The organism is Nocardia stercoris (assembly GCF_003696265.1).
Taxonomy (GTDB): Bacteria; Actinomycetota; Actinomycetes; order Mycobacteriales; family Mycobacteriaceae; genus Nocardia; species Nocardia stercoris.
On the sequence record NZ_RFFH01000010.1, the window covers coordinates 115,824 to 137,785 of the forward strand.

Sequence of the window (21,962 nt, forward strand, 5' to 3'; positions counted from 1 at the left end):
CCGTCTCAGCCTGCGGGCAGGCGTGGGCTAGGTAGTGTAGGCATGCCTATATTAGGCTCTCCTCAGGACGGGCAGCGGATGTCCGGGTGATCAGGAGAGTTCGTATGGGGCAACCGGGCCGAGGCCGACGATTCGCTGCCGGTGTCCGGCGGCATCCGCGGGCCTGGATCACCGGCTCGGTAGTCACGGCACTGGTCGTCGCGGGCGGAATCGGCGCCGCCGTCGTCACCACCCGGCACAGCGACGACACCTCCACCGCAGCCCAGGAACGTGGCATGACCGCGGGTCAGGCGCTGCAGCAGCCGCCCGAGGCCACCGGCATGACCGTCACGCTCGACGCCTCCGCCGCGAAGTACGAACTGGCCGGCCGGACCGTCGAGGGCAACGAATACAACGGCGGCGCGGTCGCGCCCACCCTGCGCGCCCAGCCCGGTTCGACCGTGACGCTCACGCTGGTCAACCATCTGCCCGTCGCCACCAACCTGCACTTTCACGGCCTGCACATCGCTCCGACCGGGGACTCCGACGACCCCGACGTGTGTGTGGCGCCCGGCGCCACCCACGTCTACCGGCTGGCGCTACCGGCGAACCACCCCATGGGCACGTACTGGTACCACAGCCACGCCATGGGCCTCACCTGTCCGGACCCGGGCGGCCACGACGCCTCGATGCCCGGCATGTCCATGCCGGGGATGTCGATGCCCGCGCCGGCCACCTTCGTCCCGGGCAATGTCGAGAACCAGATCTTCGCCGGCCTGTCCGGCGCGCTGATCGTCGGCGACGACCGGGCCGGACTGCCCGAACCGCTGCGCGGCATCACCGCGCAGACCCTGGTCCTCAAGGATGTGCAGCTCGACCCGGCGGGCCGAATCGTCCAGGGCGACACGAAGAATCAGATCGAGTCCGGTGCGCCGACCGTGCGGCTGGTCAACGGCCAGCTGCGCCCGGTGCTCACGATGCGCCCGGGCGAAACCCAGCTGTGGCGGCTGGTGAACGCCGGCGCCGACATCTTCTACGACCTGCGGCTGGCCGGATACACCTTCACCGTGATCGGGGAGGACGGTATCCCCGTGGCCGCTACCTCCACCCCGGAGACGGTCCTGATGCCGCCCGGCAAGCGCTACGACGTGCTGGTGACCGCGGCCGCGCAGCCCGGACAGACCTGGCTGCAGACCATGCCCTACAGCAACGGCCCGCAGGGCGATGCGTACCCGCAGACCGACCTGATCCAGGTGCGGATCGACGGCGATCCGGTGCCGGCCGGCCCGGTCGTCTCGGGCGCGCTGCCCGGCGCTCCCGCCGATCTGGCGAACGCCCCGATCGCGTGGCGCCGCTCGGTGCAGCTGTCCGAGGACGAGAGCGGCACGTCGTTCTTCGTCAACGGCAAGCAGTTCAGCATGGGCGACTCCATCTTCACCACACCCGCCCGCCTGGGCACGGTGGAGGAATGGACGCTCACCAACGTCGCCGGCGAGGACCACCCATTCCACCTGCACACCAGCGCATTCCAGGTGGTGTCGATCAACGGTGTGACCCAGCCCTACACGCACCGCCAGGACACCGTCCTGGTCCCGCACCAGGAGAACGACACCCCGGGCAAGGTGGTGATCCGGATCCCGTTCGACGACTACCCGGGCCATTGGATGTTCCACTGCCACATCGCAGCGCACGAAGACAACGGCATGATGAGTTACGTGAACGTGGTGAAGTAGGCGGCCCGGGGGATGTTCCCCTGCGCCGTGTCGTCGAGCCCACGAAGACAACGGCATGATGAGCTACGTGAACGTGGTGAAGTAGGCCGCCCGATCAGGCAGTGGCACCACCGTCGACGACGAGATCGTGGCCCACGACGAACCGGGCGTCGTCGGAGGCCAGCCACACGACGGCGGCCGCGATCTCGGCCGGCTCGGCGACGCGGCCCGCGGGGACCACCGTGGCGACCCGGCCGTCACGGTCGGCGCGAGTTTCGCCGGGGCGGAACGACATCGGGGTGTCGGTCGCGCCCGGACTGACCGCGTTGATCCGGATGCCGTCGGCGATGTGGTCCCGGGCGGCCGCGCGGCTCAGCGCGCTGACCGCCGCTTTGGACGCCGCGTAGGCCGCGGTGCCGGCGCGCCGGGTGTGGGCGCCGATATTCGAGGCGACGTTCACGATGACACCACCGCCGTGGGATCGCATGTGGGCGATCTCGTGCTTCATGCTCAGGAACACCCCGGTCACGTTGACGGCGAGTACCGCGTGCCACGTCTCGTCGTCCAGATCGCCCAATGGTGTACTGCGGCCGAAGATTCCGGCGTTGTTGACGGCCACGTGCAGGCCGCCGTGCCGGGACACCACCGTCGCGACCGCCGCGGCGACCTGATCGGGGTCGGTGACGTCCACGGTGATCCGGTCGATGCCGCCCGCGCCCGGCGGGATGGACTCCGCCGCCGCGGCGAGCCGATCCGGGTCGCGGCCCGCCAGGACCACGGTCGCGCCGCGGTCGGCGAAGTCGCGGGCGACGGCGCGGGCGATGGCGCCACCGCCGCCGGTGAGGAGCACGACCCGGTCGTCGAAGCGTGCGGTCACGAGGAGGTCCCTTCGTCGGACGAGTTCCGCGGTATCGGAACTCGGGGTGTGAATCGAGAACGATCGGTCCAGTAACGGTCAGGACAGGGTGGTGAGCGCGACGCGGGTCGCGTCCCGCAGGCGCGGACCGGCGTCCGGGGTGCGCTCGAGCACTCGCACGCCCTGCAGGAAGACCAGCAGGAACCGGGCCGAGCTGCGTGGATCCACCGCGCCGCTCAGTTCGCCCTGGGCCGCGGCCCGCAGCAGAGCCGACGTCAAGGTGGCCTCCAGGTGCGCCCAGCTCGACTCCACCAGCCGGGCGACGCGCGCGTCGCGCCCGGCCAGCTCGACCGCGCTGTTGACCACCAGGCAGCCCAGCCGCCGATCGTCCACGGCCGCTTCGGCATAGCGCTCGATCAGCGCCTTCACCGCCGGCAGCACGGGTCCGGGCTGCGACAGCTCGGCCGTGATCCGCGGATCGGTCCGGTCGAGATAGCGCTGGAGTGCCTTGGCGAACAGTTCCTGCTTCCCGCCGAAGGTCGCGTAGATACTGGCGCGGGCCACGCCCAGGCGCTCCACGAGATCCGCCATGGAGGTCGCCTCGTATCCGCGTTCCCAGAACAGATCGAGCGCCCGGTCCAGCGCGGTGTCCGGATCGAAGGCCTTGGAACGCGACATGTGGGCACGGTATCGCAATCTGGAACGATCGGTCAAAATGGACGCTCGGGTCGGTGCACGGCCGCAACGGCCGAAAGCGGTCCGGCCGTGTGGAACTCGGGCCGGTCGGCGATCGGTCAGGAGTCGGGCGGGACCGTCACAGGTCGCGGTCGGCGTCCGCGGGATCAGGCGCGCAGCGGAGGCAGCTCGAAGAGGCGGGCGGCGTTGTCGTGGCAGACGCCGCGCAGCCAGTCCCGGCCGAAGTCGAGACGCTCCAGCCCTTCCAGGGCGTGGCCGTAACGGTAGGGAATGTTCGGGAAGTCGCTACCGAACAGGATGCGGTCGCCGAGGTCGCGCAACCGGCCGTATTCGCTCACCGGGTAGGGGGCGGCGTGTTCGAAGTAGTCGGTGAACACCATGGTGGTGTCGAGGTGCACTCGCTCGTATCGCTCGGTGAGGTCGAGGAATTCGCTCGCCTCCGGGGTGCCCATGTGGGCGATGATCAGCGGCAGCCGCGGGAAGCGCTGCAGCAGTGCGGCGATCGGCGCGGGACCGGTGAATTCACCTGGGGCGGGCCCGGATCCGCAGTGGATCACGATCGGGACCCCGGCGTCGGAGACCATGCCCCACACCTTGTCCAGCAGTGGATCGTTCGGCTCGAACGCCCCGACCTGGATGTGCACCTTGAAGACCCGGGTACCGGCGGCCAGCGCCGCCGCGACATACTCCGGCGCGGACGGCTCCGGATAGAAGGTCGAGGTGTGCAGGCAATCCGGTGTGCGCGCGGCGAATTCGGCGGTCCACCCGTTCAGCCACGCCGCCATGTCCGGCTTGTGCGGGTAGACCAGTGCGGTGAACGCCCGGACCCCGAAGGCCCGCAGCGTGTCCAGCCGGGTCTGTTCCTCGTCCCGGTAGGTGATCGGCCACTCCAGGCCGCCGGTCAGCGGGCCGACCGAATCGAAGTACTGCCACACCTTGCGCATGACCTGATCGGGCATGAAGTGGGTGTGCACGTCGACGATCGCGGGCAGTCCGGCGCGCGCCCGGAAGTCCGCCACCCAACGGGTGTCCTCTTCGATCGTCATCAGCCGCCAACCTCCCGCACCACACCGTGCACCCGGGGCCGGCGTGACATCGCCGACCCGTTCGTCTCTGCTCGAGCTTAGGACCAGGTACCTGGACCACCTCGGCGACCCGTCCGGAACAGGCGGCCGGTCCCGGACGGTGCGCCGATGCTCGGCAGCGTGCCCGCGGATACCCCATGCGAGATCGGCAAGGCTCGCCTATCGTGCTCCCCGACGGTGCACTCGGCGGAGCGGAAGGTTCGCATGGCGATCGGCAGGACGAGGTGGCTGCGCGAACTGCGCGCCGCGCCGGCGGCGACCGCGGTCTTGGTGTGCTTCCCGCCCGGCGGCGGATCCGCCGGCGCATACCGTGCGCTGGCGCAGGCGGTCGAACCCGATGTGGCGGTCTACGCGGTGCAGTACCCCGGGCGGCAGGACCGGCTGGGGGAGCCGTCGATCCCCGACCTGGCCGCACTGGCCGCCGCCGTGACCGCGGATCTCGTCGCGTGCGGGCCGGTTCCGAAGCTGTCGCTGTTCGGGCACAGCATGGGCGCCACGGTCGCGTTCGAGGTCGCCCGGGGACTCGAGCGCGAAGGACGGCCGGTGCACCACCTGTTCGTCTCGGGCCGCATCGCGCCCGGACAGCCGTATTCCGGTGCGTTGCATCAGGGTTCGGACGAGGAGCTGATCGCCGAACTGGAACGGCTCGCCAACGATCCGGCGTCGGTGGCGGTGCTGCGCACCGAACCCTCGGTGGCCGAACTGGTCCTGCCGGCCCTGCGGGCCGACTATCAGGCGGTGGAGACCTACGCCTACGAACCCGGGGCGTCGCTGCGCTGTGCGGTGTCGGCCCTGGTCGGCGACGAGGACCCGACCGTCAGCGTCGACCGGGCCCGCCTGTGGGCGCAGGTCGCGGCGGGCGAGTTCGAATCGGCGGTCTTCCCCGGGCGGCACCACTATCTGGACGAATGCCTGCCGGAACTGGCGGCCTACGTCGGCGCCCGCCTGGGGTGAGCGCCCCGGGCGGTGCGACGACGTAGGCCGGCTCCGACGGCGATCCGCGCGGCTATCGGGTGATGTCTACGGTGACGAAGGTGTTGTAGTGGTCGCCGGTGTAGAAGAACTCACCCGCGCCGCCGGTGACGATGCGGCGGGTGCCGCGGGTGGGCGCACCCGGTGTGACGACGGTGAATTCGTGGTAGTAGCCGGTGGCGCAGGCCGGGAGCACACCCTGGCGGTTGCTGAACACGGTGTCGTCCTGGCGGTACGGATAGGGCCCGCCCTGCTCGATCTCGCCGACCGTCGTCGCGGCCTCCGGCGGCAGGGCGGACAGCGGTTCGAGAGTGTAGCCGGAGGTGTCGCCGCACGCGGCGGGGTCGGCTCCGGCCGGGCCCGCAGCCACACCGGTCAGGACCACCGAAGCGCACAGCACTGCCACCGAAAACGTTGCGGCACGGTTCATCACGTGAGTCATAGCGGGAGCGTATCCAGCGCCGGTGAGCGCTGGGCGTCCACGACGTGAACCGCCGTGGACCCCGAGGGCCGCTCCGGTCCGGTCGATGGTAGACAGTGGGCGTGTTGCGATTCTTCCTGTTGGGGACGCTCGGTTTTCTCGGTGCGATCGCGGTACTCGCGGGCGCGATCGGTGGCTGGGGCTGGTGGGTGCTGGTCGCCGTCGTGGCCGCACTGCTCGTGCTGGGCTGCTACGACGTGGTCCAGCGCAGACATTCGGTCCTGCGCAACTATCCGATCATCGGGCACCTGCGGTTCCTGTTGGAGGAGATCCGGCCCGAACTGCAGCAGTACTTCATCGAACGCAACTGGGACGGCCGGCCCTTCGACCGCGACACCCGCTCCTCGATCTACCAGCGCGCCAAGGACATCAAAGAGGAACAGCCCTTCGGCACCGAGCGTGACGTCGACGAGCCCGGCTACGAGTACCTCGTGCACTCCACCCGCCCGGTCCCGCCGGCGGCGACCCCGCCGCGGGTGCGGATCGGTGGCCGGGACTGCACCCGGCCCTACGACATGGCGCTGATGAACGTGTCCGCCATGAGTTTCGGTTCGCTGAGCTCGAACGCGATCGAGGCCTTGAATCGGGGCGCCGCCCGCGGCGGTTTCGCGCACGACACCGGCGAGGGCGGCGTGAGCCCCTACCACCGCCACGGCGGTGACCTGGTGTGGGAGATCGGCAGCGGCTACTTCGGTTGCCGCACAGCCGACGGCGGCTTCGACCCGGAGCGGTTCCGCGCCACCGCCGCCGACGACCAGGTGAAGATGGTGTCGCTCAAGCTCAGTCAGGGCGCGAAGCCGGGGATCGGCGGCGTGCTGCCCGGCGCGAAGGTGTCCGCGGAGATCGCGGCGGCCCGGGGCGTCCCGGTCGGGGAGAAATGTGTCTCGCCACCGGCGCACAGCGTGTTCTCGACGCCGCGCGAGCTGGTGCGCTTCATCGCGACGATGCGGGAGCTCGCGGGCGGCAAGCCGGCCGGATTCAAACTGTGCCTGGGTTCGCGGGTGGAGTTCCTGGCGATCTGCAAGGCGATGCTCGCCGAGGACGTGTATCCGGACTTCGTCATCGTCGACGGTGGTGAGGGCGGCACCGGCGCGGCACCGCTGGAATACGAGGACCACATCGGGACCCCGTTGACCGAGGGGCTGCTCACCGTGCACAACGCCCTGGTCGGGGCCGGGCTGCGCGATCGGATCAAGGTCGGGGCGAGCGGCAAGGTGGCCACCGGGATCGACATCGTGAAGCGTCTCGTACAGGGCGCGGACTTCACCAATTCGGCGCGTTCGATGATGATGGCGGTCGGCTGCATCCAGGCGCAGCTGTGCCACACCAACACCTGCCCGGTGGGTGTGGCCACCCAGGACCCGAAGCGGATTCGCGCGCTCCACGTGCCCGACAAGGCGGAGCGGGTCTTCCACTATCAGCAGCATTGTGTGGAGCAGGCGATGCAGGTAATGGGCTCGATGGGCGTCACCGGCCCGGCGGGGCTGCGGCTCGACATGCTGCGGCGCCGCATCGATCACCGCGAAGTACTCTCCTACACAGAGCTTTTCCCGCATCTCACGCCGGGTGAGCTGCTGCGGGCGCCCGCCGGCGACTGGGCCCGGGACTGGGAGCTCGCCGACGCCGACTCGTTCCATCCCTGAACGCCGGGCGATGCGGCGCCGATCGAGCTGTTCCCCCGGCGCCACCGCAAGTGCGATGCTGTGGGTGCAGCGCTGTTCTCGTCGACCTCGAGGTGTGCCCATGATTGTTCGTTTCACGGTGCCTGTCGCCGCCGCGCTCGTGACGGCCGGACTGCTCACCGCACCGGCGGCCACGGCCGCGCCGATCTGCCCCGGCGCCGGTCAGCCGGTGATCCGAGTGGCCGAGATCCCGGGCACCGCGCTGCAGGCGCTGACCGTCGACCCGGACGGCCGGGCATACGTGGCCGACCTGACCTCCGGCCGGGTGTTCCGGATCGACGCACCCGGCGCGGCGCCGAGCGTGGTGGCTACCGTGCCGGCCGCCGGCGGGCTGGCGTGGCTGCCCGACGGGCGGCTGCTCATCGGTTACGGCTCCGACGCGCGCGTCCTGGTCGGGGACGCGGCGCGGGCCGCCGGCATCGTGGTGTTCGATCCGGCGACCGGGACGGTGAGCCCGTTCGCGGACGGGCTGAGCGCGGCCAGCGGGCTCACCGTGGCCCACGACGGAACCGTGTTCGCCACCAACGACTTCGGTGACCTGGTCGCCCGCATCGCCCCCGACGGGACGGTGCAGGCCGACTGGGCGCACTTCCCGAGTGTCAACGGCGGGGTCCTCGATCCGGCGAACCGGTACATCTACGCCTCCCGTACCTTCGTGAACCCGGGTGTGAGCCGGATCCCGGTGGCCGCGCCGTGGGCGCCCGAGTCACTGCTCGACTTCACCGGCGGCGACCTGCTGGCCGCCCCCGACGACCCGACCCTGGACTCGCTGGAACGCCCGGTGCTGCCGTTGAACCCGTCCGGGCGCATCATCCGGATCGACGCCCCCGGCCGGTACTGCGAACTCGGCTCCGGCGACGGCGAGACCAGCGTCGTCACCTACGGTCGCGGCAGCACGGGCTTCGCCGCCGGCCACCTGTACGCGGCGACCTTCACCGGCATCGTGGACGAGATTCCCGGCGGGTTCGACCCGGCCGCCACTACCCTCGCGCCCTGATCTGCGGGATCAGCTGCCGCCGCCCGAGAGGCTGCTGCCACCGCCGCCGGACAGGCTGCTTCCGGCGCCCGACAGGCTGCCGGGTCCGCCGGACGCGCTGCTGCCGGTGTCGATCCACGGGTTGGCGGTGCACTGCAGGGACGGATTCTGTACCGGGTCGAGCGTATTCAGGATGATGGACAGGGCGCGCGGCGAGTACATCATCGAGACGTGATCGGAAGCGTCCTGGGCGCAGCCGTCCTGGAGGGTGATGTTCTTGACGGTCGCGCCCGGCCCGGCGGTCAGGAAGGTCGATTGGTACGGGGTGGTGACCTCGTCGTATTTCGTGCCCACCACGGTGTAGTCGATGCCGGACACGGTGTCGCCGTTCGCGTTGAGCCGGGTGACCACGTCCGACCCGATCGTCTGCTGAATTCCGCCGTGGCCCACCAGGATCTCGACCAGCCCGAGGACGTCGATGCCGAGGTTGTTGACCGTCCGGCCGAGGGTGGCGATACCGTCGAGGGTGGTGCCGTGATTGGTCGCGCCGAACTCGATCAGGTGGTCGACCTTCGGTGCGCCACCGTCGAATTCGGTGTACCAGCGGGTCATCATCCCGCCCTGCGAGTGGGCGACGATGTCGACCTTCCCGGCGCCGGTCGCGGCCAGCACCCGGTCGACGAAGGTCTGCAGCTGCGTGGCGGACGTCGGGATGTCGCCGGTCCCGCCGATACCGGGGAGCAGGGTGCCCAGACCGCCGCCCTGCAGCAGGCTCGACCGGCCGTAGTTGAACGTGAAGGTGCAGAAGCCCGCCGAGGTGATCGGCTGGCTCACGAACGCGAAGTTGTCGTACGCGTTCTCCCACGTGCCGTGTACCAGGACGACTGGGCGCGGATGCTGGGCGGTGGGTTTGCAGTTCCAGTTGTTGGTGCCGGGCGGGGCGACGTCGGGGTGCTGCAGGGAGTAGCCGAAGGCGCCGGGGAACGTCGTGTCCGCCGGCCCGAATCCGGTGGTGTCACTGGCGGTCGACCCGGTCGAGCCGCTGCTCGAGCCGTCACCGCAGTCGGCCGCGCTGATTCCGGAGCCGACACCGCTGCCCGAACCGCACTGCGCGGCGATCGGCTGGACCGGCTGGCTCAGCCCGGCCGCGATCGTGTCGGCCAGTTGTTGTTCGGTCGCCGGTGATACCGGGTCGGCGGCTGCCGCGGCGCCGACCCCGCCGGCGATCAGCATCGACATTCCGGCCATGAGCGCCGAGCGGGTTCTGTTGCGGCGGATGTTGTTTCCCATTCCAAACCTTCCTGGGGACCTCGTCCTTCGCGGACGCGATCAACAGTGGTTCGGCTGGGGCGGATCGTTGCGGTTCCTTGCCGCACTCTGGGGAGGTCACCAATTGCCTTGTGCGGCGCGGTGAACGATCACAGGGATGCCCGGGCCCTCGATCGCCGACGGATCATCGGCGCCCGGATCGACTTCGCCCGGCCATCCGCCGGCCCCCGCGCACCGAGCCGGCCTGCTTTTCGCTCGGGCTTCGGCAGCCCCTTCGCCAGGGGCGGCACCGACCGCGGTTGGGGTTGGGGAGGAGACCGACCCGCGCATGGCGACGGTGGGTGGCGCACTCGTCAGCGATGTCGAGGACGGTGGTGGCGGGGACGGTCGGTCGAACGATGCCCCGAAGCGAGCGGCGATCGATACCCGCGTACCGCCCGGCGGCATCATTCCCGTCGACGGCTGGGGTGAGACAACCGATCCGCGAGTCTTGATCGCGGCGGTCGGCTTCATCGCCGGCAGTCGCGCGGCCGTGGTCGATCAACGCGCACTCGAGAACATGGCGTAGGGGCGGTCCCGTCGTGGGGTGAATCCGTGTAGGACCGGTATCGGTGGGAACCCGCAGATCATGTACAGAATTCGTCCAACCGGAGATCACCTCGGGGGCGGGCGGTTCGCCGCGGCGCGGATCGTTACGACGCTCGGTGGGATCTTCGCGGTCATCGAGGTCATCTATATCGTGCTGCAGGTCGCGAAGGCCAATACGGCGAACGGGGGTTATCGGTTCATCCAGCGGCTCGCCGACCCGTTGGCGTTGTTCTTCCCCGGGTTGTTCAACTTCTCCAACCACAACCTCACGATCATCGTGAACTACGGGGCGGCTGCCCTGTTCTGGCTGATCGTGACCGGCTTCATCGCGCGGTTGCTGGTGTGACGGGCGGGCGACCGATGCCATGACCCTGCTGGTGGGGACCTCGGGATGGCAGTACGCCGATTGGCGTGGTGTGTTCTATCCGCCCGGGGTGCCCCAGCGGAAATGGCTGGACCACTACGCGAACACCTTCGCCACCGTCGAACTGAACGCGGCCTTCTATCGTCCGGTGAAACCGGAGACCTTCGCGAACTGGCGGGACCGCACCCCCGGCGATTTCGTGATGGCGGTCAAGGCCAGCCGGGTGATCACCCACTATCGACGGCTGCGGGATCCGGACGTCCCGCTCGACCGCGTCCTCGGCGCGGCACGCGAACTCGGCGACAAGCTGGGTCCGATCCTGTTCCAGCTGCCACCCGATCTCGAGGCGGTCCCGGACCGGCTGCGCGACATGCTCGACCTGATTCCACGCCAGCTGCGGGTCGTGGTCGAGCCACGGCACGCGAGCTGGTGGACCCCGGCGGTACGATCCGTCCTCGCCGACCACGGCGCCGCGCTGTGCTGGGCCGATCGCCACAACCGGCCGACGTCACCGCTGTGGCACACCACCGACTGGGCCTACCTGCGCTTCCACGAGAGCACCGGTGCGCGGGCACCGGGTTACCCCGATCGGACACTCGAGCGCTGGATCGGGCGCCTGGACCACATCTGCGGACGCAAGCAGGACGCCTACGTCTACTTCAACAACGATCGCGGCGGCAACGCGATCCACGACGCCGCGCGGTTCGCCGAACTCGCGCGGGCTGCGGGCTGGCCGGTCGCCCGCGCCGGCCGGGAGGCCACCACCGAGTCGGGCGGCCACGCGGTCGTGCAGCGCGGGTAGAACGGGCCGGCTCGGGGCGGCTACCCGCACTGGAGCTCGGTGACCGGGACCGGCGCGGCGGCCCGAGTGGCTCGGATGACCACCAGATCCTCACCGGTGTCCGCGGCGGCGATCAGGCCGCGGGAGGTCAGCCAGGCTCGCCGCGAGCGCAGTACCGGGCCGAACGGCACGCGCCGCTCCGCCACGACCGCGCAGTCGAGCGGGCCGGTGCCGAGCCGCCGCAGGGTGTGGTCGGTCCCGCACAGCGTCGAGTGGACGAGCAGGGCGACCCCGCCGGGCGCCAGCAGCGTCGGCAGCAGGTCACACAGCGGGTCGAGCAGGTCGCGGCCGTCGGGGCCGGCGTCCCAGGCCCGGGCCGATCCCGGCACCGTTCCCGCCCGCGGGCCCGGCACATACGGTGGGTTGGCCAGAACCAGATCGAACTGCCCCAATTCGCTGGTGGCGAAGTCGCCGCAGCGTATGTCGATCCGCATTCGATGCAGATACGCGTTGCACCGCGCGGTGACCGCGGCGCGCCGCGAGATGTCGACCGCGGTGACCGACCCGGCACCCGCGCGCCCCGCGGCGAGCGCGAGATAGCCGGTGCCGGTGAACAGGTCGAGGACGCGGGTGTGCTGGTGAACTACTGTGGCGGACAAGGCTTCCGCCAGCAGCTGCGAGTCGGTCTGTGGCCGGTACACGCCGGGCAGCCGGATCAGCACGGGCGCGCTACTCACGTGACCCCGGCGCGTCGGCGCGGGACAGGCCTGGCGGCCGCAGGGAGGTCCGGCCCGCCTCCCAGGCCCGCAGGAGATGGCGCTCGAACTGTTCCTCGAGGAACTCGGTGGCCCGGATTCCGAACGCGAGCTCGTCACCGATTCCGGGTTCCTGGCGCAGCAGGTCACCGATGACGTCGCGGCGCAGTACCTGTTCGTGCACCGCGTCGGCGACCACGTGCTCGGCGTAGAACCGGACGCAGGCCGGGTCGGCGTCCCACGCGCGCAAGGCGTCGACCATGCGCTGCGCCGCCGGCGGGGAGGAGATCTCCACCGCGGCGAAATGCCCGACCAGCGCGCCACGCCAGCGGCCGTGCAGCGCGAACAGCGACATCATGTTCACGATCGCGAGCATCGGTGCCGGGACCAGGTCGAGGTAGGCCAGGTAGCTCGAATCCAGGCTGGCACCGTCGAGCAGGTCGGCGAACAACCGGGCATGCACCCGGTCGCCGCGGCCACCGCCGAACTCGTCGAACTCGACGGCCACCAGGGCTGCCTTGGCCTGGCCGCGCAGGCGCGGGACGACCCACAGGTACGGGTCGGCCTCCTTGTGGTGGTAGATCGATCGGTGCGCGAAATACTCACGCACCTGCCACCATCGGCCTTCCTGCCGCAGGAACCCGGACACGCCTGAGGCGACCGACGGCGCGGCGAGCAACTGGTCGAGTTCGGTATCGAGATCGCGGCCGGTACCGGCAGCGTCGCGCAACGCTTCGATGAAGCAGCGTTCGAGCCGGGCACGCAGCCGCAGCAGCCGCAGGTCCCATTCCCGATCGGGATGGACTCCGGTGAAACCCAGGTAGTGCGGCTCGTACGCGGTGTACAGCGCCAGATGCAGGTCGTCGCCGAACGGATCCGCGTCCACCGGTCGCGGCAGCCGCCGGACCCGGTTGCCGGACAGCGCGTCCACGACGGCCGCGGACAGTTCACCGCGGGGCTCGGGCAGTGCGCGGGCGGCCGGGGCGGCGGTCAGGGCGCCTGTCACGATTGCCGCCCCCGCGGCCGGTGGCGCCGGCCGGCGGGCAGCCGGCGATGGCTGGTGTCGCACCACGGATAGGTCGCCGAACAGCCGCACAGGCACAGTGCGACCGTGAATCGATCCGACGACACGATCTCGCCGTCGGGCAGCACGATCTCGACCGGCCCGTCGATCAGGGCCGGTCCGTCCGGGGTGATCCGCACCTGTTGTGCGGTGTCGCGTCGCTGGTTCACGATCGCGCCATACCCGGCGCGGCGGCGCGGAAACTGTCGGTTGGCCCGCCGCCGCCCGGGTATCCGCGTACCGACCATGACCACGACGAAAGGGTGACCATGTCCACGTTGTCCGCTGTCGCGCTGGTATGCAGCCTGAAACCGTCACCGGCGCAATCCAGCAGTGCGCTGCTGGCCCGCCAACTGCTCGACGAATTCGAGAAGTTCGACGTGACCGGGAAGTCGGTGCGCGTCGCCGATCTGGATATCCGGCCCGGCGTCACGGTCGACGAAGGCGACGGTGACCAGTGGCCGCAGGTGCGCGAGCTGATCCTGGACGCGGACATCCTGCTGCTGGCCACGCCGACCTGGCTCGGCCATCCGTCGTCGATCACCCAGCGGGTCCTGGAACGGCTCGACGCCGAGCTCGGCGAGACCGACGACGCGGGCCGGCCCTCGATGGCCGGCAAGGTCGCTGTGGTCGCGGTGGTCGGCAACGAGGACGGCGCGCACAAGGTGATCGCCGATGTCTTCCAGGGGCTCGACGACGTCGGGTTCACCGTGCCCGCGCAGGGCGCCACGTACTGGAACGGTGAGGCCATGCACAAGGTCGACTACCAGGACCTGCCCGAGCCGCCGGAACAGACCCTGGCCGCGGGAACGACGTTGGCGCGCAACGCCGCTCACCTGGCCGGGCTGCTGCGGAACGGGCCGTACCCACCGCCGTGACGAGCAGGGAGACCACGCCATGGCCGCCGGCCCGCCCGGGACGGACCGCAGGGAGACCGAAGACGAACGGCTGGACCGGAATTGGAACAGCCTGATCCAGGAGCTGCGGGTCGTCCAGACCGGTGTGCAGTTCCTGACCGGCTTCCTGCTGACCTTGCCGTTCCAGAATCGGTTCGCGGACCTGCCGCTGCCGCAGCGGGTGCTGTATCTGGGCGTGGTGGGTGCGTCGATCGCGGCCACAGTGTGCCTCATGGCGCCGGTGGCGGCGCATCGAATGTTGTTCCGCCGCCATCAGATCGAGAATGTGGTGACCACCGCGCACCGGTACGCGATCGCCGGACTGGGCCTGCTCGGGATCGCGCTGACCGGGGTCACGGTGCTCATCTTCGACACCGTCGCCGGACCGGTCGCGGCCGCGGCCGCGGGTTCGGTCGCCGGGGTGTCGTTCGTCGCGGTCTGGCTCGTGCACCCCTGGCAGCAGCGGCGTGGCCGGCGCGCGTGAGCCGCCCGGCCGGAGGGAAGGAGCGATATGGCGACAACTGCGAAGGTCGTGGTGGTGACCGGTGCGAGCGCGGGAATCGGGCGCGCGACCGCCCGGATGTTCGCCGAACGGGGTTGCGCGGTCGGCTTGCTGGCGCGCGGCAGCAAGGGGTTGGCCGCGGCCGCGGACGACGTCCGCGAACTCGGCGGTACCCCGCTGGCGTTGCCGGTCGACGTGGCGGATCATGCCGCGGTGGCGGCGGCCGCGACCCGTGTCGAAGCCGAACTCGGCCCGATCGACGTCTGGGTGAATTCGGCGTTCACCGCGGTGTTCTCGCCGTTGCGGGAGATGCGGCCCGAGGAGTTCCGGCGGGTCACGGAGGTGACCTATCTCGGCTCGGTGTACGGCACGATGGTCGCGCTCGAGCACATGCGCCCGCGGGACCGGGGTGCGATCGTGCAGGTCGGCTCGGCGCTGGGGGACCGCTCGATTCCGCTGCAGTCGGCGTACTGCGGTGCCAAGCACGCGGTGAACGGTTTCGTGGAGGCCGCGCGGGTGGAACTGATGCACGAGCACAGCAATGTGCACATCACGATCGTGCAGGCGCCCGCGGTGAACACACCGCAGTTCTCGTGGGTGCGCTCCCGGCTGCCACAGACCCCGCAACCGGTGCCGCCGATCTATCAGCCGGAGGTGGTGGCCCGCACGATCCTGTTCGCCGCCGACCACCCGCGGCACAAGCAGTACTGGGTGGGCGCCAGCACGGTCGGCACGGTGCTGGGCCAGCGGCTGGCGCCGGGTCTGCTCGACCGCTACCTGGCGCGCACCGGATATCGCTCCCAACAGACCGATGTGGCGGCGCGCGGGGCGGGCGACAATCTGTGGGCCGCGTGTGACGGCGTCGACGGCCACGATTACGGCGCCCACGGCGAATTCGACGCCCGCGCGCACCGGCACAGTGTCGAGGCGTGGCTGGCGCGCGGGATCCGGTCGGTCGCCGCTCACATCCGGTAGGAGCCGGAGCGCTCCGACAGCGTCATTCCGTGTCCGTACGGTCCGGCGTCGGCGCCGCGCGGCAGCATGCGTCCGTCGGCGACCGTGGGTGCCCCGTCCACGAGCAGCGGTTCGAGCCGCGCGTGGTCGACGAACCATTCGATGTGCCGCAGCCGCGGCACCGCGGCGGCGACGACCGCGTGCAGGGCGGGCGCGCAGTGCGCGGAGACGTCGCGGTGTACCGCTGCGGCGAGGGCGGCGCCGCACAGGAACCCGGAGTACCCGCCGCACCGGGTGACGTCGAGTTGCAGGCAGTCGACGGCATCGATCAGCCGTGCGGCGTCGGATTCGGTGTTCACGTACTCCCCGGCGGCCACGTCGCAGCGCACGGCGTCACGGACCGCCCGCAGGCCTTCGACGTCGTCGCTGGTCACCGGTTCCTCGAACCAGATCACGCCGAGCCGGTCCAGTTCGCTGCCCATCCGCCGGGCCGCCGCGGGGGAGTAGGCGCCGTTGGCGTCCACCATGATTCGGGTCGAGTCGCCCAGCAGGGTGCCGATCTGCGCGACCCGGGCGAGGTCACGGTCGGCGTCGGCGCCGATCTTGATCTTGACCATGGTGCACCCGGCGGCCGCCCAGATCGCGGCCTGTCCGGCCAGCTGATCGTCGGTCAGATTCACGAAGCCGCCGGACCCGTACACCACGGTCGCGTCGCGCACCCGGCCGAGCAACTCCGGCAGCGGCACCTGCAGCAGCCGCGCCTTCAGATCCCACAGGGCGATGTCGACCGCGCTGAGCGCGTAGGTCGTGACTCCGGGAACCCCGATATTGCGGCAGGCTCGGCGCAGCCGATGACCGAGATCGGTGATGTCGGCGGGCGAGCTGTCGAGCAACAGCGGCCGCAGGTGTTCGTTCACCACGGTCGCGACCGCCGGCGACCCGTAGGTCCAGCCGAGCCCGCGCTCGTAGCCGGCGCCGACGGTGACGGTCACCGCGACCGTCGAATCCCAGGTGAGGGTGCCGTCGGCCTCCGGTTGCGGGGTGGGGAACCGGTAGGTGCCGGTGGTGACCGAATCGATCGGCGGCATGGTCACGGCGACTCGTCCCGCAGCGCCGCGGCCAGCACCTCGGCGGTGTGCCGGGGTTGCGCGGCCGGCAGTAGATGGCGGATCTGGGTGCGGCAGCTGAATCCGTCGGCCAGCACGCGGGTCTCGGGCGCGGCGGCGCGCAGGGCCGGGATCAGCTGATCCTGCGCACAGGCCACCGAGACCTCGTAGTGTCCCCGCTCGAACCCGAAATTACCTGCCAGGCCACAACATCCGGCGTCGAGCAGGGTGAGGTCGGCGCCCGCGGCGTCGAACAGTTCACGGTCGGCGTCCGAGCCCAGCAGGGCGTGCTGGTGGCAGTGCGGCTGGGCCAAGACCGGTCCGGTGACGCGCGGCGGCGTCCATTCGGGGGCGCGGGCCCGCAGCAGCTCGGCGAGGGTGTGGGTCTGCCCGGCCAGGCGGTGCGCGTCCTCGTCACCGTCGAGGAGCTCGGGCAGGTCACCGCGGAAGACCGCGGCGCAACTGGGTTCGAGCACGACCACCGGGGTGCCGGCGCGCAGCGCGGGTTCGAGGACGGCCAGCGTGCGACGCAGCACTCGGCGCGCGGTCGCCAGCTGGCCGGTGGAGATCCAGGTCAGGCCGCAGCACACGCTCCGGCGCGGCACCCGGACGTCGAATCCGGCGGCGGTCAGCACCGCCGCGGCGGCGTGCGCGATCTGTGGTTCGAAGTTGTTGCTGAAGGTGTCCGGCCACAGCACGACTCGACCGTGCGTGCCGGATCCGACCGGGCCCGAAAAGCTTTCGGTGAACCGGTGCCGCGCGAACCGGGGCAGCTCCCGGCGGGGATCCACGCCGCCCGCGCGAGCGAGCGCACGGCGCACTCCCGGCGTGTGGGTGAGGGCGTCGACCAGCGGCGACACCGGTGCGGCGAGCCGGGCCCACAGCGGGATCCAGCCCATCGTGTAGTGGGCGCGCGGCCGCAGCCGACCGGCGTAGTGGTGGGACAGGAATTCGGCCTTGTACGTGGCCATGTCGACGTCGACGGGACAGTCGCTGCGACATCCCTTGCACGCCAGGCACAGATCGAGGGCGTCGCGAACCTCGGTGGAACGCCAGCCGTCGTCGATCAGCTCGCCGTTCAGCATCTCGTACAACAGCCGGGCGCGACCGCGGGTCGAATGCTCCTCCTCGTGGGTCACCCGGTAGCTGGGGCACATGACGCCGCCGTCCGCGCCGCGGCATTTGCCCACGCCGACACAGCGATCGGCGGCGTGGCTGAACCGGTGCCCGTCGTCGGGGAAGGCGAAATACGTGTGCGGTTCCCACGGGCGGTACCCCGTGCCCTGGCGCAGATCGGCGTCCAGGGCCCGGGGCGCGACGACCTTGCCGGGATTCATCCGGTCGCCCGGATCGAACAGCGACTTCACCTCGCCGAAGGCCGTGATGATCCGGTCGCCGAACATGATCGGCAGCAGTTCGGCGCGGGACTGGCCGTCGCCGTGTTCGCCGGACAGTGATCCGCCGTAGCGGACGACGAGACAGGCGCTCTCGCGGGCGAATTCGCGGTAGTGGGCGATTCCTTCGGCGGTGCGCAGGTCGAACGGGATGCGCGTGTGCACGCAGCCCTGGCCGAAGTGGCCGTAGAGCGAGCTGGCGCCGTAGTCGAAACGGTCCAGCAGCGTGTGGAATTCGCGCAGGTAGTCGCCGAGCCGCTCGGGTGGGACGGCGGCGTCCTCCCAGCCCTCGTGGGTTTCGGGGCCGTCGGGCGGATAGGCGGTGGCGCCGAGACCGGCTTCGCGGGCCGACCACAGCTCGGCCTCGCGTTCCGGTTCGTCGACCAGGATCCCGGTGATCCCGTTCGCGGCGGTCAGGTCGGCGAGCAGGTCGCGGGCCCGCTCGTCGGCCTCGGCCTGGTCGGTGCCGTCGAATTGGACCATCAGCCAAGCGTTTCCGTCGGGCAGCTGGTGGATCGCCCGCTCGGCGAGCCGGCGCGAGTGCTCCAGCTGGACGAGTCGATGGTCCAGGCCCTCCAGGGCCGCGGGCCGGTGCCGCAGGACGGCCGGCACGGCGTCGGCGGCGGCGTAGACGTCGTCGAAACCGAGGACTGCCAGGGCGATCGCGCCCGGCCGGGGTACCAGGTCGAGTTCGGCGCGCAGCACCGTGACCAGGGTGCTTTCGCTGCCGACGAGGAATTTGGCTATGTCGCAGCCGTTCTCGGGCAACAGGGAGTCGAGGTTGTATCCGGACACGCGGCGCGGAATATGCGGGTAGCCGCGGCGGATGTCCTCGGCGTAGCGGTCCACGATCGAGCCGAGCGGTGCGCGCAGTGCCGGGTCCAGGCCGTGGTCGCCGGGGCCGACCCACATGCGCTGCCCACCGTAGGTGAGGATCTCGAGCCGGCGGACCGCGTCGGCCGTCTTTCCGTAGGCCTGTGCCGAGGCGCCGCACGAGTTGTTGCCGATCATCCCGCCGATCGTGCAGCTGACGTGCGTGGACGGCTTGGGCCCGACCATCAGGTCGTAGGGCGCCAGCCGATCGTTGAGGCTGTCGAGCGCGATTCCGGGCTCGACCACCGTGGTACGAGCCTGCGGATCCACCGCGACCACCTCGCGACAGTATTTGCTCCAGTCCAGTACGACCGCGGCATTGCAGCACTGGCCGGCCAGGCTGGTCCCGCCGCCGCGCGACAACAGCGGCAGATCGTGCGCCCGGCACACGGCGACCGCGGCGACGGCGTCCTCAGGGGTGCGCGGCACGACCACCCCCAGCGGCAGCGCGCGATAGTTCGACGCGTCGGTCGAATAGGCCGCGCGGGAGCCGGAATCGAACCGGACCTCACCGGTGACGGCGTCGGCGAGATCGGCGGCGGCCGCGTCCAGCGGCCATCGCGTCCGGCTGTCGTGTCGAGTGCTCATCGGTCACCTCGATCTCCGATCGGCGGCTCGAGCCGTCTGTTCCGGGCCGACTGCTCACGGCGCGCTTACCCTCATCCGGCCTCGGGAAACGGCCGCCCGCCGCGCCCGTTTCCGCAGGACACGCCGTGGTACTCGCGGGTCGTCGATCGAGAGAAGGGACGGCGGTCATGAGCAACCCGGACGACGATGTGATCGAGGTACTGCTCCGCCAGCACCGGGAGGTCGAATATCTGCTGGATCTGCTGGTCGAGGGCACCACGGCCAGACCGGAGACGTTCGACGCGCTCGTGGGCATGCTGACGCTCCACGAGAGTGCCGAGGAACAGGTGGTCCATCCGGCGGTACGCAGCCTTCCGGGCGGGAACGCGGTGGTGGACGCCCGGCTGGACGAGGAGCACGAGGCGAAACACGTTCTCGCCGACCTGCGGGAACTCGGCGTCGACGATCCGGGGTTCGACGAGCTGTTCGAGAAGTTCGCGACGGCCGTCCGGCATCACGCCAGCTACGAGGAGCTGTACGAGTTCCCGCTGCTGCGGGCCGGTAGACAACCCGAGGACCTGCGCGATATGGCCGTCTCGGTCGAGGCCGCGCAGACCGTCGGGCCCACGCACCCGCATCCGCACGCCGGTGAGTCCGCCCTCGCGAACACCGTGGCCGCGCCGCTGCTGGGTGCGTTCGACCGGGTCCTGGACGCGGTGCGTGACTTCTCCCGGGCCCACGGGCACTGAATTCGGTACGCGTTTCCCCGGTTGACCTGCGGTGAACGTGGTATTCGCCCGGTGCTCGAAACAACGGCAATCTGAGGGGTTCGTGATGATGGGTCAAATGATGGGCGCATTCCTGGACATGGTGATCGACTGGCTCGAGCGCATGCGCAACATGATGGGTATGTGAGCCACAGCGTGATTGGACCGCAGTAGGGCGGGTAGCCGTTGACTGGCAGACGATTCCGTGAGCACCATCAACGCCGATGCGATCACCAGGACGTGACCCGCTCCGCTGTCGTCGCCGGGCGCACCGGGCGAATCGCTCCGGACGCCGAATACCACGGCCGCCGTGGGAAATCCGCGATTCGGAGGTGACCGGAATGCTTCCCCTTCTGGCGATATTGCTTCTCGTACTGATCCTGTTCGGCGTCGGCTTCGCGGTGAAGGTCCTGTGGTACATCGCGGTGGCCGTCCTGGTGATCTGGCTGCTCGGCTTCTTGTTCCGCAGCGCGGACGGCGGTGGGCACTGGTACCGATGGTGACTCCCGCCGTCACCGCCCGGGGGCGAACTCGCCGAGACCGTCTTCGAGCAGGTCGAAGGCGCGGGCGCCCTCCGCGAGCATGTGCGCGGCGATGTCGGCACCGGTTCGGCCCGCCAGGGCCAGGCGGTGCACTTCTCGGGTAAGGGCTCGCGAAATGCCCAGCAGCGCATTGGCACTCGTGTAGGCGAGTACTTCCGGCACCTGCTCGGCGGCGATCAGCTGGGCCAGCTCGGTGGTTGCCCGGTCGATGATCTGCTGTTCGCGGGTGCGCAGGGCGGCGCTGCCGGCGATGAGCCGGGCCATGGTCGCCACGCGTGCGAGGGCCGCGGGGTCGGCGGTCGCCAGGGCACCGCGGCGTTGCACCACGAATTCGCGTGCGGCGGTGAGGATCGGCGTGCCGGTCGGCCGGTCTCGGATCGCCGCGATGAGGGCGTCTTCGTAGGTGCCCATGCCCTGGTAGACGAGATCTTCCTTGGTGGGGAAGTAGTTGAAGATCGTGGCCTCGGAGACCTCGGCGAGCCGCGCGATCTCCGAGACGCGGACGTCGTCGAAGCCGCGTGCGGCGAACAGGTTCAGCGCCGCGTCCATGATCTTCGCGCGGGTCTGCTGCTTCTTGCGCTCCCTGAGCCCTACCTCCACGGTCATCGCTGCAGCCTACCCGGTTGACTTGGTGTGACTCCAATATTAGAGTCGCTCTACGTAAAAGTTGGAGCCACTCCAAGATTTCTGGAGGTAGTCATGACCACCGAATCCGCCGTTCTCGATCTCGTCCAGCGCTGGGCCGCCGCCGAACGCGACGGCGATGTCTCCGCGTTCGACACCCTGCTGACCTCGAACTTCCTCGGCATCGGGCCGGTCGGCTTCGTGCTCGACGTCGAGCAGTGGGTACAGCGGCACCGCGACGGGCTGCTCAACCACGAATTCGAGGTGCTCGAGCCGCACCTGCGTGAGGTAGGGGACGTCGTCCTCGTGGAGGCCGTCCAGCGGCAGCGGACCACCGCGCGGGGACGCGAGATCAACGAGTCGTTCCGGGTCGGCATGGTCGCGGTCCGCGCCGGTGACGAGTGGCGGCTGGCGAAGGTGCAGTTGAGCGGGCCGATGATTCCCGCCGGTACCCGGCCGAGCTTCGCCCGCTGAATCG

At 70.3% G+C, this 21,962-nt stretch carries 25 protein-coding genes; 14 read left to right on the forward strand and 11 right to left on the reverse strand.

Annotated elements, in window-relative coordinates:
• Positions 1-104: 104 nt before the first annotated feature.
• The gene (locus EBN03_RS22285) at positions 105-1,712 is read left to right on the forward strand and encodes a multicopper oxidase family protein (RefSeq protein ID WP_199742914.1); all 1,608 of its coding nucleotides are present in this window, start codon (positions 105-107) and stop codon (positions 1,710-1,712) included.
• Positions 1,713-1,806: 94 nt separating this feature from the next.
• Here EBN03_RS22285 and EBN03_RS22290 read toward each other — a convergent pair whose 3' ends face one another.
• From EBN03_RS22290 to EBN03_RS22300, 3 genes are all read right to left on the reverse strand, one after another.
• The gene (locus EBN03_RS22290) at positions 1,807-2,568 is read right to left on the reverse strand and encodes an SDR family NAD(P)-dependent oxidoreductase (RefSeq protein ID WP_122190044.1); all 762 of its coding nucleotides are present in this window, start codon (positions 2,566-2,568) and stop codon (positions 1,807-1,809) included.
• A gap of 78 nt (positions 2,569-2,646) precedes the next feature.
• Positions 2,647-3,225: a TetR/AcrR family transcriptional regulator gene (locus EBN03_RS22295; RefSeq protein WP_122190045.1), complete on the reverse strand. Its 579-nt coding sequence runs from the start codon at positions 3,223-3,225 to the stop codon at positions 2,647-2,649.
• 164 nt (positions 3,226-3,389) lie between these two features.
• Entirely contained in the window at positions 3,390-4,289 is a 900-nt protein-coding gene (locus tag EBN03_RS22300; protein WP_122190046.1) for an amidohydrolase family protein, read from the reverse strand.
• A 243-nt stretch (positions 4,290-4,532) separates the two neighbouring features.
• Here EBN03_RS22300 and EBN03_RS22305 point away from each other — a divergent pair, with 243 nt between their 5' ends.
• Complete coding sequence (locus EBN03_RS22305; protein ID WP_122190097.1) at positions 4,533-5,282, forward strand: thioesterase II family protein; 750 nt, start codon at positions 4,533-4,535, stop codon at positions 5,280-5,282.
• A gap of 52 nt (positions 5,283-5,334) precedes the next feature.
• On the opposite strand, the gene EBN03_RS22310 is transcribed toward EBN03_RS22305, so the two are convergent.
• On the reverse strand, positions 5,335-5,742 hold the full coding sequence (locus EBN03_RS22310) for a ribonuclease domain-containing protein (protein ID WP_122190047.1): 408 nt from the start codon (positions 5,740-5,742) through the stop codon (positions 5,335-5,337).
• A gap of 101 nt (positions 5,743-5,843) precedes the next feature.
• On the opposite strand from EBN03_RS22310, the gene EBN03_RS22315 reads away from it, so the two are divergent.
• Complete coding sequence (locus tag EBN03_RS22315; protein ID WP_122190048.1) at positions 5,844-7,424, forward strand: FMN-binding glutamate synthase family protein; 1,581 nt, start codon at positions 5,844-5,846, stop codon at positions 7,422-7,424.
• A 100-nt stretch (positions 7,425-7,524) separates the two neighbouring features.
• Positions 7,525-8,460 carry an SMP-30/gluconolactonase/LRE family protein gene (locus EBN03_RS22320; RefSeq protein WP_122190049.1) on the forward strand — a complete coding sequence of 312 codons (936 nt, stop codon included), beginning with the start codon at positions 7,525-7,527 and terminating at the stop codon, positions 8,458-8,460.
• Between the two features lie 9 nt (positions 8,461-8,469).
• Here the strand turns inward: EBN03_RS22320 and EBN03_RS22325 are convergent, their stop codons facing one another.
• A complete protein-coding gene (locus EBN03_RS22325) occupies positions 8,470-9,729 on the reverse strand; it encodes an esterase/lipase family protein (RefSeq protein WP_199742915.1) in 1,260 nt (419 codons plus the stop codon).
• A 307-nt stretch (positions 9,730-10,036) separates the two neighbouring features.
• On the opposite strand from EBN03_RS22325, the gene EBN03_RS22330 reads away from it, so the two are divergent.
• Genes EBN03_RS22330 through EBN03_RS22340 form a run of 3 tightly spaced genes read left to right on the forward strand, consistent with a single transcriptional unit; the run spans position 10,037 to position 11,462 of the window.
• Entirely contained in the window at positions 10,037-10,276 is a 240-nt protein-coding gene (locus EBN03_RS22330) for a hypothetical protein (protein ID WP_122190050.1), read from the forward strand.
• Between the two features lie 60 nt (positions 10,277-10,336).
• Positions 10,337-10,642, forward strand: coding sequence for a hypothetical protein (locus EBN03_RS22335; protein WP_199742916.1), 306 nt, complete (start codon positions 10,337-10,339; stop codon positions 10,640-10,642).
• A gap of 19 nt (positions 10,643-10,661) precedes the next feature.
• Positions 10,662-11,462 carry a DUF72 domain-containing protein gene (locus EBN03_RS22340; RefSeq protein WP_122190051.1) on the forward strand — a complete coding sequence of 267 codons (801 nt, stop codon included), beginning with the start codon at positions 10,662-10,664 and terminating at the stop codon, positions 11,460-11,462.
• A 20-nt stretch (positions 11,463-11,482) separates the two neighbouring features.
• Here the strand turns inward: EBN03_RS22340 and EBN03_RS22345 are convergent, their stop codons facing one another.
• Genes EBN03_RS22345 through EBN03_RS22355 form a run of 3 tightly spaced genes read right to left on the reverse strand, consistent with a single transcriptional unit; the run spans position 11,483 to position 13,429 of the window.
• Positions 11,483-12,178: a HemK2/MTQ2 family protein methyltransferase gene (locus EBN03_RS22345; protein ID WP_233608536.1), complete on the reverse strand. Its 696-nt coding sequence runs from the start codon at positions 12,176-12,178 to the stop codon at positions 11,483-11,485.
• Positions 12,171-13,202, reverse strand: a complete 1,032-nt coding sequence (locus EBN03_RS22350) for an iron-containing redox enzyme family protein (protein WP_233608537.1) — start codon at positions 13,200-13,202, stop codon at positions 12,171-12,173. The genes EBN03_RS22345 and EBN03_RS22350 overlap by 8 nt, the downstream gene beginning before the upstream one ends.
• Complete coding sequence (locus tag EBN03_RS22355) at positions 13,199-13,429, reverse strand: CDGSH iron-sulfur domain-containing protein (protein ID WP_233608538.1); 231 nt, start codon at positions 13,427-13,429, stop codon at positions 13,199-13,201. Before EBN03_RS22355 ends, EBN03_RS22350 begins: the two co-directional genes overlap by 4 nt.
• Positions 13,430-13,528: 99 nt before the next feature.
• Here EBN03_RS22355 and EBN03_RS22360 point away from each other — a divergent pair, with 99 nt between their 5' ends.
• From EBN03_RS22360 to EBN03_RS22370, 3 genes are read left to right on the forward strand one after another with little or no spacing between them, the layout of a single operon-like run.
• Complete coding sequence (locus EBN03_RS22360) at positions 13,529-14,137, forward strand: flavodoxin family protein (RefSeq protein ID WP_122190053.1); 609 nt, start codon at positions 13,529-13,531, stop codon at positions 14,135-14,137.
• A 19-nt stretch (positions 14,138-14,156) separates the two neighbouring features.
• Positions 14,157-14,639 (forward strand): DUF6328 family protein, encoded by a 483-nt coding sequence (locus tag EBN03_RS22365; RefSeq protein ID WP_122190054.1) that lies wholly within the window; start codon positions 14,157-14,159, stop codon positions 14,637-14,639.
• Between the two features lie 27 nt (positions 14,640-14,666).
• Positions 14,667-15,632: an SDR family oxidoreductase gene (locus tag EBN03_RS22370; protein ID WP_122190055.1), complete on the forward strand. Its 966-nt coding sequence runs from the start codon at positions 14,667-14,669 to the stop codon at positions 15,630-15,632.
• Here EBN03_RS22370 and EBN03_RS22375 read toward each other — a convergent pair.
• Entirely contained in the window at positions 15,620-16,699 is a 1,080-nt protein-coding gene (locus tag EBN03_RS22375) for an enolase C-terminal domain-like protein (protein ID WP_122190102.1), read from the reverse strand. The two genes, EBN03_RS22370 and EBN03_RS22375, sit on opposite strands and share 13 nt — an antisense overlap.
• Before the next feature lie 2 nt (positions 16,700-16,701).
• Positions 16,702-19,572 carry an FAD-binding and (Fe-S)-binding domain-containing protein gene (locus tag EBN03_RS22380; RefSeq protein WP_122190056.1) on the reverse strand — a complete coding sequence of 957 codons (2,871 nt, stop codon included), beginning with the start codon at positions 19,570-19,572 and terminating at the stop codon, positions 16,702-16,704.
• Positions 19,573-19,739: 167 nt separating this feature from the next.
• On the opposite strand from EBN03_RS22380, the gene EBN03_RS22385 reads away from it, so the two are divergent.
• The 3 genes from EBN03_RS22385 to EBN03_RS22390 all read left to right on the forward strand — a co-directional run bounded on the left by EBN03_RS22385 (position 19,740) and on the right by EBN03_RS22390 (position 20,821).
• Entirely contained in the window at positions 19,740-20,300 is a 561-nt protein-coding gene (locus EBN03_RS22385) for a hemerythrin domain-containing protein (RefSeq protein ID WP_122190057.1), read from the forward strand.
• Between the two features lie 31 nt (positions 20,301-20,331).
• Positions 20,332-20,466, forward strand: coding sequence for a hypothetical protein (locus tag EBN03_RS35570; RefSeq protein ID WP_267899302.1), 135 nt, complete (start codon positions 20,332-20,334; stop codon positions 20,464-20,466).
• 193 nt (positions 20,467-20,659) lie between these two features.
• Complete coding sequence (locus EBN03_RS22390) at positions 20,660-20,821, forward strand: hydrophobic protein (RefSeq protein WP_122190103.1); 162 nt, start codon at positions 20,660-20,662, stop codon at positions 20,819-20,821.
• Between the two features lie 9 nt (positions 20,822-20,830).
• On the opposite strand, the gene EBN03_RS22395 is transcribed toward EBN03_RS22390, so the two are convergent.
• Positions 20,831-21,466 carry a TetR/AcrR family transcriptional regulator gene (locus EBN03_RS22395; RefSeq protein WP_122190058.1) on the reverse strand — a complete coding sequence of 212 codons (636 nt, stop codon included), beginning with the start codon at positions 21,464-21,466 and terminating at the stop codon, positions 20,831-20,833.
• A gap of 93 nt (positions 21,467-21,559) precedes the next feature.
• Here EBN03_RS22395 and EBN03_RS22400 point away from each other — a divergent pair, with 93 nt between their 5' ends.
• The gene (locus EBN03_RS22400; RefSeq protein ID WP_122190059.1) at positions 21,560-21,958 is read left to right on the forward strand and encodes a nuclear transport factor 2 family protein; all 399 of its coding nucleotides are present in this window, start codon (positions 21,560-21,562) and stop codon (positions 21,956-21,958) included.
• The last annotated feature ends 4 nt before the right edge of the window (positions 21,959-21,962 follow it).

Coding starts and splice junctions, on each gene's coding strand:
- EBN03_RS22285 (WP_199742914.1), top strand. CDS start 105: ATGGGGCAACCGGGCCGAGGCCGACGATTCGCTGCCGGTGTCCGGCGG.
- EBN03_RS22295 (WP_122190045.1), bottom strand. CDS start 3,225: ATGTCGCGTTCCAAGGCCTTCGATCCGGACACCGCGCTGGACCGGGCG.
- EBN03_RS22300 (WP_122190046.1), bottom strand. CDS start 4,289: ATGACGATCGAAGAGGACACCCGTTGGGTGGCGGACTTCCGGGCGCGC.
- EBN03_RS22305 (WP_122190097.1), top strand. CDS start 4,533: ATGGCGATCGGCAGGACGAGGTGGCTGCGCGAACTGCGCGCCGCGCCG.
- EBN03_RS22310 (WP_122190047.1), bottom strand. CDS start 5,742: ATGACTCACGTGATGAACCGTGCCGCAACGTTTTCGGTGGCAGTGCTG.
- EBN03_RS22320 (WP_122190049.1), top strand. CDS start 7,525: ATGATTGTTCGTTTCACGGTGCCTGTCGCCGCCGCGCTCGTGACGGCC.
- EBN03_RS22325 (WP_199742915.1), bottom strand. CDS start 9,729: ATGGGAAACAACATCCGCCGCAACAGAACCCGCTCGGCGCTCATGGCC.
- EBN03_RS22330 (WP_122190050.1), top strand. CDS start 10,037: ATGGCGACGGTGGGTGGCGCACTCGTCAGCGATGTCGAGGACGGTGGT.
- EBN03_RS22335 (WP_199742916.1), top strand. CDS start 10,337: ATGTACAGAATTCGTCCAACCGGAGATCACCTCGGGGGCGGGCGGTTC.
- EBN03_RS22340 (WP_122190051.1), top strand. CDS start 10,662: ATGACCCTGCTGGTGGGGACCTCGGGATGGCAGTACGCCGATTGGCGT.
- EBN03_RS22360 (WP_122190053.1), top strand. CDS start 13,529: ATGTCCACGTTGTCCGCTGTCGCGCTGGTATGCAGCCTGAAACCGTCA.
- EBN03_RS22365 (WP_122190054.1), top strand. CDS start 14,157: ATGGCCGCCGGCCCGCCCGGGACGGACCGCAGGGAGACCGAAGACGAA.
- EBN03_RS22370 (WP_122190055.1), top strand. CDS start 14,667: ATGGCGACAACTGCGAAGGTCGTGGTGGTGACCGGTGCGAGCGCGGGA.
- EBN03_RS22375 (WP_122190102.1), bottom strand. CDS start 16,699: ATGCCGCCGATCGATTCGGTCACCACCGGCACCTACCGGTTCCCCACC.
- EBN03_RS22380 (WP_122190056.1), bottom strand. CDS start 19,572: ATGAGCACTCGACACGACAGCCGGACGCGATGGCCGCTGGACGCGGCC.
- EBN03_RS22385 (WP_122190057.1), top strand. CDS start 19,740: ATGAGCAACCCGGACGACGATGTGATCGAGGTACTGCTCCGCCAGCAC.
- EBN03_RS22390 (WP_122190103.1), top strand. CDS start 20,660: ATGCTTCCCCTTCTGGCGATATTGCTTCTCGTACTGATCCTGTTCGGC.
- EBN03_RS22395 (WP_122190058.1), bottom strand. CDS start 21,466: ATGACCGTGGAGGTAGGGCTCAGGGAGCGCAAGAAGCAGCAGACCCGC.
- EBN03_RS22400 (WP_122190059.1), top strand. CDS start 21,560: ATGACCACCGAATCCGCCGTTCTCGATCTCGTCCAGCGCTGGGCCGCC.